Annotated in this window: 21 protein-coding genes and 1 tRNA gene; 7 read left to right on the top strand and 15 right to left on the bottom strand. The window is 33.2% G+C overall.

The window, feature by feature from the left end; all coding sequences use genetic code 11:
• Nucleotides 1-79: 79 nt before the first annotated feature.
• Both EIG86_RS04730 and EIG86_RS04735 read right to left on the bottom strand, forming a co-directional pair.
• Nucleotides 80-862: a zinc ribbon domain-containing protein gene (locus EIG86_RS04730; RefSeq protein WP_127845010.1), complete on the bottom strand. Its 783-nt coding sequence runs from the start codon at nt 860-862 to the stop codon at nt 80-82.
• A gap of 2 nt (nt 863-864) precedes the next feature.
• Complete coding sequence (locus tag EIG86_RS04735) at nt 865-1959, bottom strand: Nif3-like dinuclear metal center hexameric protein (RefSeq protein ID WP_127845011.1); 1095 nt, start codon at nt 1957-1959, stop codon at nt 865-867.
• A gap of 47 nt (nt 1960-2006) precedes the next feature.
• On the opposite strand from EIG86_RS04735, the gene lpxK reads away from it, so the two are divergent.
• Both lpxK and EIG86_RS04745 read left to right on the top strand, forming a co-directional pair.
• On the top strand, nt 2007-3026 hold the full coding sequence (lpxK, locus tag EIG86_RS04740; RefSeq protein WP_127845012.1) for a tetraacyldisaccharide 4'-kinase: 1020 nt from the start codon (nt 2007-2009) through the stop codon (nt 3024-3026).
• 92 nt (nt 3027-3118) lie between these two features.
• On the top strand, nt 3119-3376 hold the full coding sequence (locus EIG86_RS04745; RefSeq protein WP_127845013.1) for a type B 50S ribosomal protein L31: 258 nt from the start codon (nt 3119-3121) through the stop codon (nt 3374-3376).
• A gap of 139 nt (nt 3377-3515) precedes the next feature.
• On the opposite strand, the gene EIG86_RS04750 is transcribed toward EIG86_RS04745, so the two are convergent.
• The 5 genes from EIG86_RS04750 to EIG86_RS04770 all read right to left on the bottom strand — a co-directional run bounded on the left by EIG86_RS04750 (nt 3516) and on the right by EIG86_RS04770 (nt 9340).
• A complete protein-coding gene (locus EIG86_RS04750) occupies nt 3516-5747 on the bottom strand; it encodes an NADP-dependent isocitrate dehydrogenase (RefSeq protein ID WP_127845014.1) in 2232 nt (743 codons plus the stop codon).
• A gap of 218 nt (nt 5748-5965) precedes the next feature.
• A complete protein-coding gene (gene rplS / locus EIG86_RS04755; protein ID WP_127845015.1) occupies nt 5966-6316 on the bottom strand; it encodes a 50S ribosomal protein L19 in 351 nt (116 codons plus the stop codon).
• A gap of 105 nt (nt 6317-6421) precedes the next feature.
• Complete coding sequence (gene trmD / locus EIG86_RS04760; protein ID WP_127845016.1) at nt 6422-7105, bottom strand: tRNA (guanosine(37)-N1)-methyltransferase TrmD; 684 nt, start codon at nt 7103-7105, stop codon at nt 6422-6424.
• A 58-nt stretch (nt 7106-7163) separates the two neighbouring features.
• Nucleotides 7164-7781, bottom strand: a complete 618-nt coding sequence (locus tag EIG86_RS04765; RefSeq protein WP_127845017.1) for a V-type ATP synthase subunit I domain-containing protein — start codon at nt 7779-7781, stop codon at nt 7164-7166.
• Nucleotides 7782-7891: 110 nt separating this feature from the next.
• On the bottom strand, nt 7892-9340 hold the full coding sequence (locus EIG86_RS04770) for a glyceraldehyde-3-phosphate dehydrogenase (protein ID WP_127845018.1): 1449 nt from the start codon (nt 9338-9340) through the stop codon (nt 7892-7894).
• A 245-nt stretch (nt 9341-9585) separates the two neighbouring features.
• Between EIG86_RS04770 and EIG86_RS04775 the strand changes: the two genes are divergently transcribed.
• Complete coding sequence (locus EIG86_RS04775; RefSeq protein ID WP_127845019.1) at nt 9586-10221, top strand: MarC family protein; 636 nt, start codon at nt 9586-9588, stop codon at nt 10219-10221.
• Here EIG86_RS04775 and EIG86_RS04780 read toward each other — a convergent pair.
• Together EIG86_RS04780 and lpdA are read right to left on the bottom strand one after the other, a co-directional pair.
• Nucleotides 10218-10919 carry a DUF429 domain-containing protein gene (locus EIG86_RS04780; protein WP_127845020.1) on the bottom strand — a complete coding sequence of 234 codons (702 nt, stop codon included), beginning with the start codon at nt 10917-10919 and terminating at the stop codon, nt 10218-10220. The genes EIG86_RS04775 and EIG86_RS04780 overlap by 4 nt on opposite strands.
• 112 nt (nt 10920-11031) lie before the next feature.
• Complete coding sequence (gene lpdA / locus EIG86_RS04785) at nt 11032-12435, bottom strand: dihydrolipoyl dehydrogenase (RefSeq protein WP_127845021.1); 1404 nt, start codon at nt 12433-12435, stop codon at nt 11032-11034.
• A 279-nt stretch (nt 12436-12714) separates the two neighbouring features.
• On the opposite strand from lpdA, the gene nhaC reads away from it, so the two are divergent.
• From nhaC to EIG86_RS04800, 3 genes are all read left to right on the top strand, one after another.
• Nucleotides 12715-14187: a Na+/H+ antiporter NhaC gene (gene nhaC / locus EIG86_RS04790; RefSeq protein ID WP_127845022.1), complete on the top strand. Its 1473-nt coding sequence runs from the start codon at nt 12715-12717 to the stop codon at nt 14185-14187.
• Nucleotides 14188-14192: 5 nt separating this feature from the next.
• A complete protein-coding gene (bshB1, locus tag EIG86_RS04795) occupies nt 14193-14909 on the top strand; it encodes a bacillithiol biosynthesis deacetylase BshB1 (protein ID WP_127845023.1) in 717 nt (238 codons plus the stop codon).
• Nucleotides 14910-14971: 62 nt separating this feature from the next.
• Nucleotides 14972-15047 (top strand) — tRNA-His (locus EIG86_RS04800).
• A gap of 64 nt (nt 15048-15111) precedes the next feature.
• Here the strand turns inward: EIG86_RS04800 and EIG86_RS04805 are convergent.
• Complete coding sequence (locus EIG86_RS04805) at nt 15112-16449, bottom strand: M28 family peptidase (protein WP_127845024.1); 1338 nt, start codon at nt 16447-16449, stop codon at nt 15112-15114.
• A gap of 182 nt (nt 16450-16631) precedes the next feature.
• On the opposite strand from EIG86_RS04805, the gene EIG86_RS04810 reads away from it, so the two are divergent.
• On the top strand, nt 16632-17810 hold the full coding sequence (locus EIG86_RS04810; RefSeq protein ID WP_127845025.1) for a hypothetical protein: 1179 nt from the start codon (nt 16632-16634) through the stop codon (nt 17808-17810).
• Here the strand turns inward: EIG86_RS04810 and EIG86_RS04815 are convergent.
• From EIG86_RS04815 to tsaE, 5 genes are all read right to left on the bottom strand, one after another.
• A complete protein-coding gene (locus EIG86_RS04815) occupies nt 17807-19231 on the bottom strand; it encodes an MltF family protein (RefSeq protein WP_127845026.1) in 1425 nt (474 codons plus the stop codon). The two genes, EIG86_RS04810 and EIG86_RS04815, sit on opposite strands and share 4 nt — an antisense overlap.
• Before the next feature lie 126 nt (nt 19232-19357).
• Nucleotides 19358-19657, bottom strand: coding sequence for a hypothetical protein (locus tag EIG86_RS04820; RefSeq protein ID WP_127845027.1), 300 nt, complete (start codon nt 19655-19657; stop codon nt 19358-19360).
• A gap of 60 nt (nt 19658-19717) precedes the next feature.
• A complete protein-coding gene (locus EIG86_RS04825; RefSeq protein WP_127845028.1) occupies nt 19718-20092 on the bottom strand; it encodes a DUF4258 domain-containing protein in 375 nt (124 codons plus the stop codon).
• Nucleotides 20093-20104: 12 nt separating this feature from the next.
• Nucleotides 20105-21310, bottom strand: coding sequence for an alanine dehydrogenase (locus EIG86_RS04830; RefSeq protein WP_127845029.1), 1206 nt, complete (start codon nt 21308-21310; stop codon nt 20105-20107).
• A gap of 60 nt (nt 21311-21370) precedes the next feature.
• Nucleotides 21371-21781, bottom strand: coding sequence for a tRNA (adenosine(37)-N6)-threonylcarbamoyltransferase complex ATPase subunit type 1 TsaE (gene tsaE, locus EIG86_RS04835; RefSeq protein ID WP_127845030.1), 411 nt, complete (start codon nt 21779-21781; stop codon nt 21371-21373).
• Nucleotides 21782-21783 lie beyond the last annotated feature (2 nt).

A 21783-nucleotide genomic window follows, 5' to 3' on the forward strand; every position in this document is an offset into this window, starting at 1 on the left:
TTAAGCACTTGTTAAATTTAACTCATAAAAAAAGCCCGAGACAAACTCGAGCTTTTTAATAATATGAGAATATCAGAGGTTAGCTTAATTTAGCAAACATCTTTTCCATTTTTTCTTCTTCTTCTTTTGCCAGTTCTTGATCAACCAAAATTCTACCACTATGTTCGTCTATAATGACTTTTCTTCTGGCTGCAATTTCAACCTGAACTTGTGGAGGAATAGTGAAAAATGAACCGCCTGATGCGCCTCTTTCTATAGTAACAACTGCCATTCCGTTTTTCACATTAGTGCGAATACGGTTATAAGCTTTCACCAAACGTTCTTCAATATCTCTTTTGAACTTGTCTGATTTTTCTTTAAGCGAAGTTTCTTCTTTTTCTGTTTCTTGAAGAATGCTGTCTAATTCAGATTTCTTATGATCTAAATGAGATTGTTTTGCTTCCAATTTTTCTTTGGTATCTTCAATTACCTTGGTTTTGTGCTCAATTTGTGCCTTGAATTCTTTGATGTGCTTTTCAGCTAACTCTATTTCCAATTCTTGGAATTCAACTTCTTTAGTAAGTGCATCAAATTCTCGGTTGTTTCTAACATTATCCTGCTGACCTTTGTATTTTTTTATCATTGACTCAGCCTGAGTAATGAATTGCTTTTTGTCTTTGATTTTTTCTTCAGTCACTTCCAAATCAGCAGAAAGTTTCTCGATTCTTTTAGTCAAACCTGCGACTTCATCTTCTAAATCTTCAACTTCAAGAGGTAGTTCTCCTCGCATGTTTCTAATTTCATCTATACGCGAATCGATAAGCTGTAAATCATATAAAGCTCTTAGTTTCTGCTCAACTGTAACCTCTTTTTTCTTTGCCATAGTCAAAAATATTGAATTGGGTTGGTATTTTCTTTTGATAAAACGAGTGCAAAATTAGGGAATTTTTTCGTAAGAAAAGCATGTATTAATTCTTTTGTGTACTGTTCACTTTCATAATGTCCAACATCCGCCAAAATAATCTGATTTTCAGCTTTATAGAAGTCGTGATATTTTAAATCTGCAGTAAGATACAAATCTGCTCCTGCTGCAATTGCCTTCGGAATAGCAAATGCTCCACTTCCGCCAAGTACGGCTATTTTTTTGATTGTCGGTTTTGTTATTTTTGAATGCCTGATACAACCTGTTTTGAATATTGATTTAATGTTTTCTAGAAAAACTTTAGAATCAGTCTCATCTTTTAATTCTCCGATCATACCGATTCCACGGTTTTGATCAAAATTTTCTAAAGTTTCAACTTCGTAAGCAACTTCTTCATAAGGATGAGATTTGAAAAGTGCTTGGAGTATTTTGGATTGAAGGTGTTTTGAAAACGTCATATTAATTTGAACTTCGGGTTCAAATTGTGTTTTGCCAACTTCTCCAATAACAGGATTTGAATTTTTATTGCCTTTGAAAGTTCCCAATCCGTCTATATTGAAACTACACTGGTCGTAATTTCCAATATTTCCACCACCGGCTTCAAATAAAGCATTTCTAACTTCTTCTGCATTATTTTTTGGTACGTAAGTGGTCAGTTTTTTTATTGTATTGGCTTGTGGGACTAAAATCTTTCGATTTTGAAGTCCAATTTTATCGCAAATCATCGCATTTACGCCTTCAAAAGTGTTGTCTAACGCAGTATGAATGGCATAAATTGCAATATCGTTCTTGATGGCTTTGTGAACAACTTTTTCGACATAAGTGCGATTGTTCAGTTTTTTCAAACCAGAAAAAATGATGGGGTGAAAGCTAACAATTAGGTTGCAATCCTTTGCGATAGCTTCATTCACAACATTTTCTAGTGTATCTAATGTTATTAAGACACCGCTTACTTTCATATTTGATTCGCCCACGAGCAAACCTACATTGTCAAAATCTTCAGCGTAATTTAAAGGTGCTATTTCTTCTAAAGCTTGGGTAAAATCTTTTACAATCATCAGAATTATTTTTAGACCATAAAATTAAAAATTATACTTTCGTAGCTATGAAATTTCTGAGATATTTATTGTTTCCTTTTGGTATTTTATATGCGATAATTACTAATATTCGTAATTGGCTTTTTGATTTAAATATTTTGAAATCAAAATCTTTTGAAGTTCCTGTGATTTGCGTAGGTAATCTGAATGTTGGTGGCACTGGAAAATCCCCGATGATAGAATATTTATTAAGAAACTTGAATAATGAATTTCGAATTGCAACGCTTAGCCGTGGATATAAAAGGGAAACTTCAGGTTATCAGGTTGTGTCTGAAAACAGTTCTGCAAAAGATGTGGGTGATGAACCGCTTCAGTTTAAACTGAACTTTAATAACATTTTGGTTGCGGTAGATGAAGATCGTCAACATGGAATTTCCAATTTATTAAAATCGAAATATTCCCCAAATTTAATTTTGTTGGATGACGCGTTTCAGCATCGCAAAGTTCAGGCAGACTTCAATATTTTACTCACAGCTTATGGCGATTTGTATTGTGACGATTTTATTTTGCCTGTTGGAAATTTACGTGAAACCAAGGCAGGAGCCAAGCGTGCTCAATGTATTGTGGTGACAAAATGCCCGAAAAATTTAAGTAAAGAAAATCAACAAGAAATAATAAAAAAACTCAATCCGAATTCAAATCAAAATATTTTGTTTTCCTATATTGATTACGCAGATTCTGTGATGAATAATAAAGATAATACTATAAAGACTGTATTGTTGAATGATTTTGACGATTTTACACTGGTGACTGGAATTGCGAATCCACAGCCATTATTGAGTTTTCTGAAAGAGAGAAATAAAAATTTTGAACATTTGAAATTTCCTGATCATCATCATTTTTCTGAATCTGATTTGAAGTCAATTAATAGTAGAAGTCTAATTTTGACCACCCAAAAAGATTATGTTCGTTTGAGAAATTTTGTAGATTCTAGTAAATTATATTATTTACCTATTGAAACAAAAATTATTGGCGATAATTTAAAATTGACCAATCAAGTCAAAGCATTTTTAGAAAATCAACGGTAAGTATTATTTTATAAAACAATTAAAAAAGATTTGTTTAATTCATACTTTTACTTAAATTTGCATTCTGAAATAAATTAGTAAAGACGCATATAATGAGAAAAGGAATACATCCAGAAAATTATAGATTAGTTGCTTTTAAGGATATGTCTAACGATGATGTATTCTTGACTAAATCTACAGCAAAAACTAAAGAAACCATCGAAGTAGATGGTAATGAATATCCATTGATAAAATTAGAGATTTCAAGAACTTCTCATCCATTTTACACTGGTAAAACTAAGCTTGTAGATAGTGCTGGTCGTATTGATAAGTTTAAAAACAAATACTCTAAGTTTAAGAAAAACAAATAAACTTAGCGTTTATCAAATATTTAAAAGCTTTCAGTTGAATCTGAAAGCTTTTTTTATGTCCAATATTTTTTAATTTCAAAATTAAAAACCCCGATTCAATGAATGAATCAGGGTTTTTTAAATCGGGTGAAACTAGATTTTATTTGATTTCGTCTATTATTTTATTCAAGGTTTCACTAGGTCGCATTTCTTTGGTTACTAAATCTTCATCTGGAAAGTAATATCCGTTGATATTATTTTCGTGACCTTGTGCTTTTAGTAATTCTTCATTGATTTTTTCCTCATTATCTTCTAGATATTTTGCTACTCTTTCAAATTCAGATTGCAAATCAGAATTTTCATTTTGAGCGGCTATCGCTTTAGCCCAATACAATGCTAAATAAAAATGAGTTCCACGATTGTCTATTTCATTGACTTTTCTTGACGGAGATTTGTCATTTTTAAGATATTTACTATTTGCTGCATTCAATGTTTTGGCAATAATTTTAGCTTTTGCATTGTTCGTTTTTTCAGCGATATCTTCTATAGAAACTGCTAAAGCTAAAAATTCACCAAGAGAATCCCATCTTAAATGACCTTCATTTATAAACTGTTGAACGTGTTTTGGAGCAGATCCGCCAGCTCCAGTTTCGTAAAGTCCGCCACCAGCAAGTAATGGAACAATAGACAACATCTTGGCGCTAGTTCCAAGTTCCAAAATAGGGAAGAGGTCGGTGAGATAATCTCTCAATACGTTTCCTGTTACAGAAATTGTGTCTTTACCATCTTTTACGCGTTCCAAAGTATATTGCATTGCATCTTTTGGATTCATAATCTCTACCTTTAATCCAGATAAATCATGATCTTTAAGATACTTATTGACTTTTTTAATTAAATTAGAATCATGCGCTCTATTTTCATCTAGCCAGAAAATAGCTGGATTTCCTGTTGCTTTAGCTCTGCCAACTGCTAATTTAACCCAATCTTTAATTGGTAAATCTTTGGTTTGGCACATTCTCCAAATGTCACCACTTTCAACTTCGTGAGACATTAAAACTTCACCAGACTTATTAATAACATCTACACGACCGTCTTTAGGAATTTCAAAAGTTTTATCGTGAGATCCGTATTCTTCAGCTTTTTTCGCCATCAAACCAACATTAGAAACATTTCCCATAGTTTTGACATCAAAGGCACCGTTTTCTTTACAAAAGTCAAAAACTTGTTGATAGATACCTGCATAACTTCTATCTGGAATAACCGCTTTCATTTCTTGAGTTTGGTCATTTTTGTTCCACATTTTACCTCCAGATTTTATTGCAGCAGGCATGGAAGCATCTATAATTACATTACTAGGTACATGAAGGTTGGTAATTCCATTGTCAGAATCTACCATTGCTAAATCCGCTTTTTCATTATAAGTGGATTCCAAATCTTTGATGATTTTTTTGGCTTTCGATTCTGGTAATTGATCTATTTTAGCATAAATATCACCTAAACCATTAGAAGGGTCCACGCCAATTTCTTCAAATTCAGACTTGTATTTTTTAAATAATTCCTCGAAATAAACTGTGACTGCATGACCAAAAATAATTGGATCCGACACTTTCATCATTGTAGCTTTCAAGTGAATCGAAAATAAAATATCTTGCTTTTTAGCGTCTTCAATTTCAGCTTTTAAAAATTTTCTAAGCGAATTTTTGCTTAAAAATGAGGCATCAATAACTTCTTGGCTTTCTAATTTTGTACTAGCTTTCAGTACCGTCTCATTTCCGTCTTTATCAAAATGAGAGATTTTGACATCATCTTCTTGTTCTAATACAACAGATTTTTCGCTGCCATAAAAATCGCCCTCAGACATTGAGGCTACATGAGATTTTGAGTCTGAAGACCATTCTCTTAGTTTATGTGGGTGGTCTTGTGCGTATTCTTTAACGGGTTGAGCTACACGTCTGTCGGAATTTCCTTCTCTCAATACTGGATTTACTGCACTACCTAAGACTTTAGCGTATCTGCTTTTTATTTCTTGCTCTTCATCATTTTCAGGTTCTGCTGGATAATTAGGAATTGCGTATCCTTTATTTTGAAGTTCTTTAATAGCGGCTGTCAATTGTGGAAGAGAAGCACTAATGTTTGGGAGTTTTATAATATTGGCTTCTGGTTTTTTAGCTAATTTTCCCAAATATTGCAATGTGTCTTCAATTTTCTGATCTTCTTTGAGGTAATCTGAAAAGTTTGCTAAAATTCTGGCCGCGAGCGAAATATCTTTAGAAGTTATATGAATACCTGCGGAATGTGTAAAACGTCTAACGATTGGTAAAAATGAATATGTTGCCAAAGCTGGCGCTTCATCTGTCTTCGTGTAAATAATTTGAGTTGGTTGCTCTACCATAAGATTTATTTTTTTTATTGAATTGAAATATTTTCTTTACAATTAAAAGTAGATTTATTTTTTTATTAAGGATAAAAAATCGAATACTTTCAACAAACTAGCCAAATATAAAGATTTGATTTTAAAAAAATAATGCTTTTACTTTAATAAAACTGCTTTTAATCAAAAAACCTTTTATCGAATGATAAAAGGTTTTTTTTGTTTTGAATAAAGAGGGATTAATTTGCTCTTTTTTCTTTAATTCTTGCTTTTTTACCGGTAAGTTCTCTGAAATAATAAATACGAGCACGTCTAACGTTACCTCTTTTATTAATTTCAATTTTTTGAATTGCAGGCATATTGATTGGAAATATTTTCTCTACACCAACTGTACCGCTCATTTTTCTGATGGTAAAAGTTTTTGTAGCTCCGCTACCTTTAACCTGAATAACAACACCTTTAAAAAACTGTGTACGTGTTTTTTGTCCTTCTTTAATTTCGTAATACACTGTAATAGTGTCTCCTGAAGAAAACTCAGGAAAGTCTTTTTTTTCTACAAACTCGTCTTGAACAAATTTTACTAAATCCATTTTGATAATGTTTAAATATATTCTAAGCCAACGTACACGATTATCGTCAGAGGTTGATTTAGCGACTGCAAAAATAAACAAAAATACTTTTTAAACAAGTCATTTTCAATATTCTTCGTCTAGTAAATCTGGTCGTTTAGCTTTGGTATGCAATAAGGCCTTTTCATCGCGCCATTCGTCGATTTTCTTTTGATGCCCACTCAATAAAATATCAGGAACTTTCCAGCCTTTATATTCAGCAGGTCTTGTATAAATTGGTGGTGATAATAAATTATCTTGAAATGCATCGGTTAATGCAGAAGTCTCATTGCCTAAAACTCCTGGAATTAAACGGATAATGCTGTCGCAAAGGACGGCAGCACCAAGTTCACCGCCTGAAAGGACGTAATCTCCTATTGAAATTTCCCTCGTTATAAAGTGATCTCTTACACGTTGGTCAACGCCTTTATAATGACCACATAATATAATCAAATTCTCTTGAAGTGAAATGGAGTTTGCTAAACTTTGATTCAACCTTTCACCGTCGGGAGACATGTATATGATTTCGTCATATTTTCTTTCAGATTTTAATTTTGTTATGCATTTATCGATAGGTTCTAGCATCATAACCATTCCAGCGCCACCACCGTATTGGTAATCATCGACTTGTTTGTAATTTGTATTTGTATAATCTCTTAGATTATGGATGTGGATTTCTACTAAACCCTTATCTATTGCGCGTTTTAGAATAGAGGCTTCAAAAGGACTTTTCAGTATTTCTGGCACCACTGTGATAATATCAATTCTCATAAAAACACTGATTTGATTTTTAGCTTAAATTTGGGTAATAGACAAAAGCGTTATTTTTTTATTGCTTTTTTTGTCCGCCTTTATTCATTTTTTGAACTTTATTTTTTTCGTCTTGAAGCTGTCTCCCAAGTTTTTGTTGCTTTTCAAGCGCAACTCGTTTATATTCTTCGTAATCTTCATCTAGATTTTTCAGGTTTTCTCTCGCTTGGCGAGTTAATGCCATACTTCTATTATATTTATAAATGAAAATTAATAGTAATAAAATCAATACAGCAACAATAGACCACATGATGATATTGTATTTTGCTTTAGTAAAAGCTAATCCAAATAAGCGCATTTCATCTTTTTCATTTTGAAGTTCGGTTAATTGTGCCTTCAAATCGGAAACTTCATCTTTCAGACTAGAAATTTCAGAATTTTGTGTGTTGATATTTTTTTCTAAATCTGCTATTTTAGCTTCATAATCATTTATAGCTTTTTCAACCAAATCAATTGTAGCGTTGATTTCAGTTTTCTCAATTACCTTATATTGTTGATAATTATTCGCATCTTCTACGACGGACTTAAATTTTTCAACCACAGTAGGTTTGACTTCAGTTTCGGTTTGATTGTCTTGAGCTAAAATTGAGTTCGTTGTGAACAAAATTGAAATCAGAAAAAGTGATAATGCTTTCATGGCGTTTGTTTTTAAAAAACAAAAGTATTCAAAATAGTGACAAATTGTTCACTTTAAAAACAAAAAAATCCCTGCTAAAAAACAGGGATTTTAAATTGAATTTTTTTGATTTAGTAATAAGTAAATCTTCTTACTTCAGAAATGTACTTGGCTAGCCTCATAACTTGGTGACTATAGCCATATTCGTTATCGTACCAGATGTACAGCACAACATTGTCCGATTCGCCATCTACAATTGTGGCATGACTATCGAAAATTGAAGGTGCAGAATTGCCAACTATATCGCTAGAAACCATTTCATTATCGATAGAATACTTTATTTGTTCTACCAAATCGCCTTCCAAAGCATATTTTTTCATTGTAGCGTTTATGTGATCTTTAGTGGTTTCAGTTTTCAATTTTAAATTTAAAATTGCCAATGAACCATTTGGAACCGGAACACGAATCGCACTTGAAGTCAATTTGCCTTCTAATACTGGTAAAGCTTTAGCAACAGCTTTTCCTGCGCCAGTTTCTGTAATAACCATATTAAGTGCTGCGGCACGTCCGCGTCGGTATTTTTTATGCATGTTGTCTACCAAATTTTGGTCATTGGTATAAGCATGTATGGTTTCTAAATGGCCGTGATCCACGCCATAAGTATCATCTATAGCTTTTAAAACCGGTGTGATTGCGTTGGTTGTGCAAGAAGCGGCTGAATAAATATTGTTGGATTTTGGATCAAAATTTGTTTGATTGACGCCATGGACAATATTGGGAACGCCTTTTCCCGGTGCAGTTAGTAAAACTTTTGCTGCGCCTTTGGCTTTAAGGTGTCTCGACAAAGCAGCTTCATCTCTGAAAGCACCAGTATTATCTATAATCAATGCATCTTTGATTCCATATTTTGTATAATCAATGTCTTCTGGCTGATTTGCAGAAATCATCTTGACGGTTGTATCGTTGATTATCAAAGATTCGTTTTCAAGATCTACCTGAACAGTTCCGTTGAAATCTGCGTGAACTGAATCGTTTTTCAATAAAGAAGCACGTTTTTCTAGAACTTCTTGATTTATTTCTCCGCGAGTTACAATAGCTCTTAAACGCATTTGGCTGCCTTTGCCAGTTTTTGCCATCAATTCTCTAGCCAAAAGTCTACCAATTCTTCCAAAACCGTATAAGACAACATCTTTTGGTTTGATACCATTGAAGTTCTGTGCATCTTTCAAAATTTCTGAAATGAAACCTTTTGCATCTTTTGTAGTGTTGTTGTTTTTGATGTATTCGTAAGTCAGTTTACCAATATCTAATTTTGAAGGTGGTAAGTTTAGACTTTTAATGGCTTCAGCGATTTCTGTAGAATCAAAAATTGAAATAGGCTTTTCTACAAATTTGCCAGCGTACTCATGTAAACCTAAAATTTCGCCAACATTCTTGTTGATTAGCGAGTTTCTGAACAAGACCAATTCAATAGATTTTTCGTACCACAAATCATTGACGATACTGATGAATTTTACAGATGCGCGTCTGCGATCAGCTTGAAAAGCAAGTTCCTTTTCGTAATTTTGGGATGCATTCATTGTAAGTTGTGTTGTTTATATTTTTTTGCAAAAATATAGATTTCAAACGTTTTCGTGAAGTTTTTTTAAGACTTTTTAAAGGTATTTTCAACTCCTTTTCAAAATAAATCTTAAGCTGTTTAATGAATGGTTTTGAGCGCTTTATTTTATTGAAATAGAGATTTGACTATTAATTTGAAAATTCGATTTTTTGTGATTGTTATTCAATAAATTAAAAATACTTTTGCAAAAAATTTCGATTTAAAATGAATGAATTAATTGGTTTTGGAATATTGTCTTTTACAACATTTTTCACGCTGATAAATCCTTTGGGTGTCATGCCTATTTTTATGACCATGACAGCAGAATTGGACAAACAAAGTCGAATAGCTACGGCTAAGAAAGCAATTATAGCTTCATTTGTAACTATTTTGATTTTTGCTTTTTCTGGACAGATTTTATTCAACTTTTTTGGAATCTCTGTCAATAGTTTTAGAGTCGTTGGTGGTATTATTTTCTTTTTGATGGGAATGGATATGTTGCAAGCAAGACTTGGAAAAGTAAAAGTTCAGGATTCTGAAATAAAAACCTACGTCAATGATATTTCTATAACACCTCTAGCGATTCCTATGATCTGTGGTCCGGGCGCAATAACAAGTGCGATTGTAATGATGGAAGATGCGCAAACAGTAGATAAACAGGCAGTTTTAATCGGTGCAATTTTTCTAGTTTTAGCTATAACATTGATTATCCTTTTAAGTGCTGGGAAAATCATTAAACTTTTAGGTCAAACTGGAAATAATGTTTTGATGCGTTTAATGGGTTTAATCATTATGGTTATTGCTATAGAATTTTTTCTTAGTGGTTTCAAACCAATATTCAAAGACATTATCAACGGTTAAAAAGCAATTTTAATTTGAATTCCTTTTTGGTCAGTTTTATTTTCATTTTCAATAAATTGAAAACCATTGTTTTGTGATTTCAGATTTGTAACACACAAGACCATAGCATCCAATATATCATCTGGTTTTACTTTCGATTTTGGATATTGAAGTTGAATGTCTTTATAAAGATTTTGAAGTTGTGGATATTTTGAAATCAATAATTCAAATCGCTCTTGAAACCCTTCTGGAGAAGTTTTTTTGCTCATCAAAACTTTGTTGTTGTTGAGTTGTTTGAAGCAAATTTCTGGATGCGATTCATATATTTCTAATGATTGCGGTTTAGTATCAAAATACAAGTCAATTTCTTTGATTTTCTTAGAAATATTGAAACTTTGAATTGATAAACTCTTCCCCAAAACTTTTTTATTTATTGATTTGGCACCTTCGTAATTTTCAGCATAAACGGCTTTTCTACAGGCAGGGGTGAAAATTGTAGATCCGCGTTCTGGTAAAAATTTTCGCATTTTCTCTTCAATATTTCTTTTGAAGTTTTCTGAAGATAAACCAATTGGAATATCAATTAAAATGCAATCTAGGTCGGGATGAAACGAGATTAATTCAGTGATATTTTCGACCAGTAAAGCTGAGAATTTATTTTTTTCAAATAGAATCACGATCCAACCGCTAGGACAAGAATCAATACCAGCTATTTTCATTTTAGTTGATTTTTGAATTGAATTCATTTTTAAACTAATTTCATTTCAATTTAAAATTAAAAAAGCCGACATGAATTCATATCGGCTTTTGAAAAATATATTTTTCATTGACTTAAATATGTATAGCTCGGTCATCTGTCGCAGCCAATGCAGCTTCTTTTACAGCTTCTGCATAAGTAGGGTGAGCGTGACTCATTCTTGCAATATCTTCTGCGCTAGCACGGAATTCCATAGCAGTAACGGCCTCAGCAATAAGATCTGCAACTCTAGCACCAACCATGTGGACGCCAAGAACTTCGTCGGTTTCTTTATCAGAAAGAATTTTCACGAAACCATCTACATCTCCACTAGCTCTAGAACGTCCTAAAGCTCGCATTGGGAATTTTCCAGATTTATATTCAACTTTATTTTCTTTAAGCTGCTCTTCAGTTTTACCAACAGAAGCAACTTCTGGCCAAGTATAGACTACACCAGGAATCAAATTATAATCGATATGTGGTTTTTGTCCTGCAATTACTTCAGCTACAAAGGAGCCTTCTTCTTCAGCTTTATGCGCTAACATTGCACCTTGAATGACATCACCAATAGCGTAAATATTTTCTGCTTTGGTCTGAAGTTTATCATTGACAATAATTTGACCTTTGTCGTTAATTTCAATACCAGCATTTTCAGCTTCTAGACCTTTCGTGAAAGGTTTTCTTCCAACTGAAACTAAGCAATAATCACCTTTAAACTCTACTTCCTTATCATTTTTATCATCTGCTTTTACGATAATTTCATCGCCATTTCTTTCAACAGATTTAACTTTATGAGATAAATGGAATTTTACTTTTTGTTTTTTCATAGACTTCATTAATTCCTTACTCTGATCTTTATCCATTCCAGGAATAATGCGATCCATGAATTCTATGACAGTCACATCTGCACCTAATCTTTTGTAAACTTGACCAAGCTCAAGGCCAATGACGCCGCCGCCAATCATGATAAGATGTTTTGGAATCTCTTTTAGTGAAAGTGCTTCAGTAGAAGTGATAATGCGTTCTTTATCTATGTCGATGAATGGTAAACTTGAAGGCTTGCTACCAGTTGCAATAATGATATGTTTGGCTTCAATTTCTGTTGTTTCATCATCATCTTTGATCTTAATATGAGTCTTATCTTTAAATGAACCAACACCTTGATAGGAATCGATGTTGTTTTTATCCATTAAAAAATCAATCCCTTTTGTGGTTTGCTCAACAACACCTGATTTTCGTTTCATCATATTTTCCAGATTGACTTTTACATCTCCAGAAATATCGATGCCGTGTTCTTCAAAATTTTTGATTGCATCCTCGTAATGGTGAGACGAATCTAACAAAGCTTTAGAAGGAATACAGCCAACATTGAGACAGGTTCCGCCTTTGGTGGCATATTTTTCAATAATTGCAGTTTTCATTCCCAATTGGGCACATCGTATCGCAGCTACATAGCCGCCAGGTCCGGAGCCAATTACGGCAACATCATAAGTATTCATAGGTTTTGTTTTGAACTTTTTATAATAGTCACAAATTTACACCTTAAAAATCAAAGGACAATTTTGAAGCATGAAAACCTTGTTAATTTATTTTGGAGTAAAATAAAAATTGAAAGTTATAGCAGTTCTATAGTTTGAAAGTCAAAGAATTTTGAAATTCTAAAATTGCAAGTTGTTGTATGTGAACTTTATATTATGAAAATATCAATAAAAAATGAACTAAACATTGTGAATTTTGTAGCAAAATTGTAACATTACGTCGATTTTTAAAATATTGACATGAGTAATTCTTCGAATGATTCTTCAGAAGTAAAAGCCAAAGAAAAAATTGAATTAACGATCTGGCAAGCTTTAATTCCAGTTTTAGCATTGATAGGAATGTTGGCCTATAATGTATTTGTTTATGGAGATAGTTCTTTAGAAGGCTCTAATCAATTTATTTTATTGATGGGAGCTGCTGTGGCTGCTGTGGTTGGAACTCTAAAGGGCGCAAAATTTGAAGTCATGATAGAAGATGTTGCTAAGAATATTAAAGCAACAGCAGAACCGATTCTTATTTTACTCATGGTGGGCGCTTTGGCAGGAACTTGGTTGTTAAGTGGCATTATACCAACTATGATTTATTATGGCTTACAAATTCTAAATCCAACAATATTTTTAGCTGCTTGCGTTATTATATGTTCCGTGATTTCTGTAGCCACTGGAAGTAGTTGGACAACATCTGCGACAGTAGGTATTGCATTGATAGGTATTGCAGGAGCTTTGGGTGTGTCGGTTGCTATGACTGCAGGCGCAGTACTTTCGGGAGGCTACTTTGGAGATAAATTATCGCCCATGAGTGATACAACCAATTTAGCGCCAGCAATGGCGGGTACCGATTTATTTACTCACATTAGATACATGACAATTACTACAGTTCCAACAATTATTATTACGCTTATTGTTTTTATAATTATTGGACTGAATTTGGATACTACTGGACAAACTAACCCTGAAGAAATTTTAACTGCAATAGATGCTTCATTTAATATATCTCCGTGGTTATTTGTTGTACCAATTGTAGTCATAGTTTTAATTGTTAAAAAAACACCACCACTAATTGCTTTACTATTAGGAATTTTATTAGCAGCATTATCTGCACTTTTTTTTCAACCAGATTTGGTTCAAATGATAGGTGGAGGAGATGCTTTGACACTAGAAGTAGCATATCGCGGAATTATGGATGCTATTACTATAGATATTCAAGTGCCTACAGATAATGAGTCGTTATCAGATTTGTTTTCAGCTGGTGGAATGTACGGCATGTTAGGAACAATTTGGCTAATTATTTGTGCTATGGTTTTCGGAGGAATTATGGATGCTATCGGTGCATTAGAACGTATTAGTCAAGCTTTACTGAATTTATTTCATTCAACGTTTGGGCTATTTTTCAGTACTGTTTCCAGTTGCTTGGCATTGAATCTGACTGCTTCAGATCAATATTTGGCAATTGTAGTTCCTGGCAAAATGTTTGCAAAAGCTTATGAAAAGAAAGGTCTAGCACCTGAGAATTTGAGCCGAACTTTGGAAGATTCAGGAACAGTAACATCGGTGCTAATTCCTTGGAACACCTGTGGTGCATATCACAGTGGCGTATTAGGTGTGCCGGTTGTAGATTATTTTTTCTATGCAATATTCAACTACCTAAGCCCATTTGTAACTTTATTTTTTGCGGCTTTCAATATTAAAATTAGACAACTTACTAAAAAGTAATTTATATGAAATTAGATATTCTGGCAATTGGTGCACATCCAGATGATGTAGAACTCAGTTGTTCAGGGACTTTGGCTAAAGAAATTAGTCGCGGTAAAAAAGTGGGTATTCTTGATTTAACAAGAGGAGAACTTGGAACGCGTGGCACTGCTGAAACCAGAGATGCTGAAGCAAAATCTGCAGCTGAAATTCTTGGTGTTAGTGTTCGTAAAAATTTAGAATTCAGTGATGGTTTTTTTACAAATAATACTGCGCATCAACTTGAAATTATTAAAGTAATTAGAAAATACAAACCAGAGATTGTGCTTTGCAATGCTATTCGCGACCGCCACATAGATCATGGAAAAGGCAGTCAGCTGGTGAGTGATGCATGTTTTCTGAGTGGATTACGAAAGATTGAAACCATTTGCCAAGGCAATGTTCAAAAAGAATGGCGCCCTAAACATGTTTATCATTATATTCAATGGTATGATATTGAACCAGATATTGTAGTGGATATTAGTGGCTTTATGGCTAAGAAAATTGAATCTGTACAAGCCTATAAAACTCAGTTTTATGATGAAAAAAATAAAGAACCTGACACACCGATTTCCAGTTCTAATTTTTTTGATAGTATAACTTATAGGGCTAGAAATTTAGGCCGTTTGATAGGAACTGATTATGCCGAGGGTTTTACTGTAGAACGTCATCCGGCAGTAGATTCAATTTTTGATTTAATTTGATAAAATATTTTGCAGAATGTAAATTTTAATTAAATTTGCACTCGCATTATCCAAATGCAAACGGTGGATGTAGCTCAGTTGGTTAGAGCACTGGTTTGTGGTACCAGGGGTCGTGGGTTCGAGCCCCATCTTCCACCCAAAAAAAAGCCTTTTCATTTCTGATAAGGCTTTTTTGTTTTCATTTTGTTTTGATTTCAATTGCTTACCTCATTATTTGACTAGGAAATACAACAACGCTTTCGTGTCCATTTTTGCCAACAGCAGCTATTCCAAAGTAAAAATTGTCTATAATTATACCTTCTAGAGTGATTTCATTTACATTTTCAACATACTTGAAATGATCCCAAGTTGGAGAGGTTGTGTCTCTCCAATAAATTTTGTAGCCTTTTACATCATCGGTATTTTGGTGCTTCCATGCCAATTTCACAGATGGTTCTACTATTCCTCCGATTTTCACATGAGTAGGAGCAGGTGGAGCCCAAGCCAAACTTGCTAATGAAATTGCATTGACAGCAGTCAACTTTTTAGTATAATCGAAATTTACGTATTCAATAACATCACCATATTCAATTCCATTTTCTGTTCTGATGTCTTGGTGTTGGCGATTGTAATTTTCATGAGCTTCCATAATTCTAATTCCTGGGAAACCCAAATCATTGAAAGGTTTGTGATGTCCACCGCGACCAAAACGATCTAGCCTGTAAATCATTATTGGATTCATTTCTGGCATATAAGTTTCTGTGGTTTTATGAACATATCTAGCCAATTGTCTTGATTCACCATCGACTTCACCGCCGTAATAACGTTTCATTTGGCGTTCTTGATCAGTTTCGGTTGGGTTGTGAGCTTCACTGAAAATTCTAAAACTCCTGTTGTCAATTACACCGTCCAAACCTTCAATATTTCCAATCATATCATTATTCAAAATTCCAATGATATTCCACTTGTTTTCCTTGGCATATTCAGCTAGAAATTGTCCGCCGAAAAGACCTTGCTCTTCACCGCTTAAACCAACATATAAAATGCTGTGGTCAAATTCATATTTACTTAAAACCCTAGCGGCTTCAATAGCACCAGCAATTCCGGTTGCATTATCATTCGCCCCTGGCGCATCGGTTTTGAAATCTTGTGTGTCTGAAGCACGAGAGTCAATATCACCACTCATAATAATGTATGAATTTGGATATTTTTTTCCTTTTTGAATTGCAACTACGTTTACAACATCTGCAGTTTTTGGTACGCGAGAACCCATTTTTGGCGTGACAGTTTTTGTTTGGTAAAAAACCTCTAAACAATCATCGCAAGATTTAGAAATATTGTCGAACTCATTTTTAATCCAACGTCTTGCAGCTCCAATTCCACGCTTTTCACTTTCGGTTTCACTGAAGGTATTTCTTGTTCCGAAATCAACTAAATCTTGAACACTGTTTTCTAATTTTTCAGCAGAAATATCGTCTATTATGTTGTAAATTTTAGTGTCAATTTGTGCATAATTAAGTTGAAAAAAAAGGATTGTAATAAGGTAAATAGAATGTTTCATAATTTTTTTGATTTCAATTTACTAATAATTTTCGAAATGAATGAATCATCAATCAAAGTAGTGTAATAAAGCTCAGCTAGTTTAAATTTTGTATTTTTTGGTTTACATTGAATTTAATTATTTCTCAATCAAATGTTGAGAATCTAATCAATTTATACTTATTTTACATTAAAATTTAACTTATGAAGTATTTTTATTTAGCATTAATATTCTTGGGTCTTTTCGCTTGCCAATCGGTAAAAAGAACTACTAAAGCAATGAATTCTGGTAATTACATGGAGGCGATCAATATGTCAGTAAGCCAACTACAAAAGGGGAAAGATCGAAAAAAAAGTCCTGAATATGCAGATTTGCTTTACCGCTCTTATCAAAAAATGAAAGAAAGAGATTTAGAGTTAATCACTTTTTTGAGAAAAGAAAATCTACAAGCAAACACCAAAGAAATTTTTGAATTATATAAACGTTTGGATCGAATTCAACAAAAAATAAAACCCCTAACTCCTCTAGAGGATAAAAATGGAGATGAAATTGCTTTTAATTTTGAAGATTATTCAGATGTCATCATTCAGGAAAAAGAAAATTATGTAGATTACCTTTATAAGAATTCACTCGATTTCATTGAAAATGGTAATAAAACACAAAATAGAGTTGCTTTCAATTATTTGGAAGAAATTGAAAATTTAATGCCAGGTTATAAAAATATTAATGAACTCAAAAAGGAAGCTTTTTTCAATGGAACTGATTTTGTTATCGTTACCCTTCAGAATAACACAAACATGATCATTCCAGAGATGATGGAAGATCGTTTGCTGAACTTTGACACCTATGGTTTAGACGATTTTTGGACTGAATATCACGTTTCCGAACGCACAAATATTAATTACGATTTTGCGGTAGATATTGAATTTATAAATATTGAATTTTCTCCAGAACGACTCGTAGAACGTGAAATTCCACTTGAAAGAGAAGTAAAGGACGGCTGGCAATATAAGAAAGATAGAAACGGGAATTTCATCTTAGATTCTGATGGTGAAAAAATTAAGGAAGATATTTATGTTAATGTAAGTGGAATTTTATATGAAACATTTCAAACAAAGTATGTTGATGTGCAGGCAAGAGTTGATTATTTCGATCTTATAACCAACCAAAAAATAAACTCATATCCTTTGGAAAGTCAATTTGTGTTTGAAAATAGATTTGCAAGCTTTAATGGCGATGATCGGGTTTTGGGTAAGGACGAAAAGTTTTTACTTACACAAAGACCAGTTGATTATCCTACAAATGAACAAATGCTAACAGATGCTTCAGATGACATAAAATCTAAACTAAAATCTATACTAATTAGTCAAAACAGAAATTAGTATTCTATGAATTTTTGATAATGTTCGTATCTTTCGAATATTTCTCTAACGTAATTAAAAGGTTCTTGCCCGCGGACGTAGCCGTATTTAATCATTGGTTTATTGTAATGTTCGGGATAGCTTAAGTCAAGAAGAGATAATTCAACATTATCATCCCAAACCAACGGATTTAAACCTTGGTTCTTGGCTAATTTTTGGGCGTCTTTTACATGATACAGGCCACAATTATAGGAAGCTAAGGCGAATTTAATTCTTTGAATAGAGTCTTTTACGTTCTTATGACTGTCTAGCATTTGCTTGAGATATTTGGTTCCACCACGCAAACTTTGGTTAGGATCACTTGGATTTACTACACCAAGTTCTTTTGCTGTAGCTGGCATAATCTGCATTAAACCTTGTGCACCTGCCCACGATTCTCTGTTGGGTTTGAATTGAGATTCTTGGTAAGCCACAGAAGCTACTAAACGCCAGTCCCAATCAATTTCACCAGCATATTTTTTAATAACTTTATCATAAGGGCTGATTATATTTTTATTTAAACTATAAAATTCGCTTTTAACACGTGTTTTATACAAACGTTTATTTTTGAAATATTTATTGTAAATCACATGATAATCAGTTGTTTTTTTAGCCTTTTCAAGCCAGTGGTTTACTGCTGTTAGTAAGTTTGTATCTGCTTTTCTGACTGCCCAACCGATTCTTTGAGACAAGCTTAATGGTGTACTAATATCTAAAATAGGATAATATGAAGAATTGATAAATGCAATATTTTCATCTGCAATAGTGTATTTTATCTCACCATCTACCACTTTTTTAATCACCTTATCAGTAGATAAAGTTCCACGTAAAGTATCGATATGAATTGGACCACCTAATTCATCAGACAAGTTTTTGACTCTGGAGGCGTAGGATGAATTCTTTTTAACAGAAATTGTATCGTTAATTAGCTCTACTGGGTTTGTTACAAGTTTTTCCCTAATTTGGTGAAGTTTCATTCGTCGCCAATTTTCTGGTTTCCGTTGAATCAAAACCTGATGAGATAAATACAATGGCATTGTAAAATTAATTTTCTTACTTCGTTCTTCAGTAATTGTATAGCCGTATGCTATCAAATCTCCTTTACCATCACGAAGCAAATCAATCAGATTATTTTCATCTTTGGCGATGACCATTTCCAAATCAACATCCAGATCTTTAGCTAATCTTTGTAAAAGTTCATATTCAAATCCCATCGGACGACCTTTATAGAGAAAGTAAGTCGTTCCAGAATATATGGTCAGCGCTCGAAGTGTTCCTTCTTCTTTTATTTCTTCTAAATCTCTGGAAAATTTATACTTTTTATTGTCGTCTGCTTCACTTTGGTTTTTATCACTCTGGCAAGCCATAAAAAGTACTAAGGAAAGTAAAAAAATCTTTTTCATAAATCCAAGTTTATACCACCAATATACTGATTATTGTTAAGCCGAGCTATTTTTCTTAAAATTAATCTAAACAAAAAAAGCCAAATAATTTTGGCTTTATGTTTTAACTAATTGATAATGAAATTTCTAATCGTCATCATCATCTTCAGAATCGTCTTTTTGAGGTAAGTCTACAAAATTCATTTCCATTTCGTCTTCGTCATAGTCATCAACGTCAAATTTTGTCATGGTATCTTCTAATCTTGTACTGATTTTGACAAGATAAATTGTGTCCTCAGTTTTTACTTCTACGGCTTCTACGGTTTCATTTTTAAGATTTTTGAAAACCACAATATCTCGATCATCATAACCATCAGGATATTTCTGAACTAACATGGCGAGTATTTCCGGAGTCAACTTTTTGTAATCAATAATAATTCGCTTCATAAAACAATTTCAGTTTGATACTAACAAACATAGAAATAATGTTGTAAAAATAAAATAGATTTATTCTAAATCGAAAACTTTTTTCAAACGTACTATAGAATCGCAGTTCTCGAAAATCATTCCTAACTTTTTAGATTTGTATTCACCTTCTATATGATAGATTTTACAAGGTTTTGCTTCAATATCGCTTTTTTTGAAATCAACATCACCGGTTTGTAAGATTTTTGAAATCGCTGAAGTATCAATTTTTTTGTTTTCAAAATAGCTTAGAGCCTCCTGGTTGACAACTCGTTCTTTTAATCTTATATTTTTAAGGACTCGTGCATCAAGACCCCAATCGCAAGAAGTTTTTTTGCCACCTAAAAAGAATAATAAAAGAATTATACCAACGCCAAAACCTGTGAGGTAATAGCTAAGCCGATGAATAAATTTCATATAAAATACTGATTAAAAAATGAGTAAATTGGCATCTCTATAAGTCAAATCAAACCAATCTGCAACCGCTTTACTTGTTAAAATTCCATGGTAAAAATACAAACCATTGCGCAGACCAGCATCAATTCTTAATGTATTTTCTAATCCACCTTCTTCACCGATATGTAGTAAATACGGTGTGAAAATATTACTGATTGATAATGATGCAGTTCTGGAATATCTAGACGGAATGTTTGGAACACAATAATGAATTACACCATGTTTTTCTATTGTTGGATGATCGTGTGTTGTGATTACAGAACTTTCTATACAACCGCCCATATCGATGCTAACATCAACAATAACGGCTCCTTTTTTCATTTTCTTAACCATTTCTTCTGTTACGATAACAGGAGAACGGTTTTTTCCTCTCACGGCACCAATCACAACATCAGCGCGTTTTAGAGCTTTCATAAGGTTTTTGAGTTGTAATGTTGAAGTGAACATTGCTTTGCCGACTTTGCTTTGAATATCACGCAATTTTGTGATAGAACTGTCAAAAATTTTGACACTTGCACCTAAACCTAGAGCGCTTCTAGCCGCAAATTCACCTACAGTTCCTGCGCCTAAAATTACAACTTCAACAGGAGGAACTCCACTAATATTTCCAAACATTAGTCCATTGCCGCCAGACATATTTGATAATAATTCAGAAGCGATTAGTACAGATGAAGTTCCGGCAATTTCACTTAAAGTTTTTACTGCAGGATAACTTCCAAACTGATCTTTGATGAATTCAAAAGCTAATGCAGTAATGCGTTTGTCGGCTAATTTTTTGAAATAACTTTTTTGTCTGGTCTTCAACTGAAGTGCAGAAATCAAAATCGATTGTGGATTCATCATTTCTAGCTCAGTTTCCGAAGGTGGTGCTACTTTAAGTACAATTGGGCAAGAAAAAACCTTATCTGTGTCTTTAGTAATTTCTCCGCCAGCTTCACTATAATCTTTGTCGCTGAATTTTGCTTGAAGTCCGGCACCGCTCTCAATCAAAACCCGATGCCCGTTTGCGGTAAGTGCATTTACAGCATCTGGTGTAAGACAAACCCGTTTTTCCTGATAAGAAGTTTCTTTAGGCAAGCCGATGAAAAGCTGTCCTTTGGAACGTTTTATTTCCAGCATTTCTTCTTGCGGTAATAATTCTGAAGTGGTAAACGGAGATTTTGATGTGGACTGACTCATTATTATTTTTAAGTGTAGCTAAAGTAATTAAAATTAATTTGTTTTCTAAATTCAGCTGATTTATATATTAGTCAGAATGAGTTTTCGGTTGTGTTCATTTTGGGCTTCAATTTCAATTTTAGTATAGTTTTCTGGCCATAAACTAGGGATCATTTCTGGCCATTCTATCATCATCCATTTATTGCTGTTCAAATATTCCTCAAAGCCAATATCGTAGGCTTCTTCTTCATTTTCAATGCGGTAAAAATCAAAATGATAAATATAGTTCTCTCCAGCATTATATTCGTTTACAAGTGCAAAAGTTGGGCTAGAAACGATGTCATCGCTTCCTAAAGCCTTGACAATCGATTTGATTAAAGTTGTTTTTCCAGTTCCCATTTCACCGAAAAATAAGAGGTTTTTTGATTTTGAAACCTCTATTATTTTTTGAGCTACTTCAGAAACTTCATCAAGTTTATAAGTTATCTTCATGA

It is taken from the genome of Psychroflexus aestuariivivens (genome assembly GCF_004010055.1).
Taxonomy (GTDB): domain Bacteria; phylum Bacteroidota; class Bacteroidia; order Flavobacteriales; family Flavobacteriaceae; genus Psychroflexus; species Psychroflexus aestuariivivens.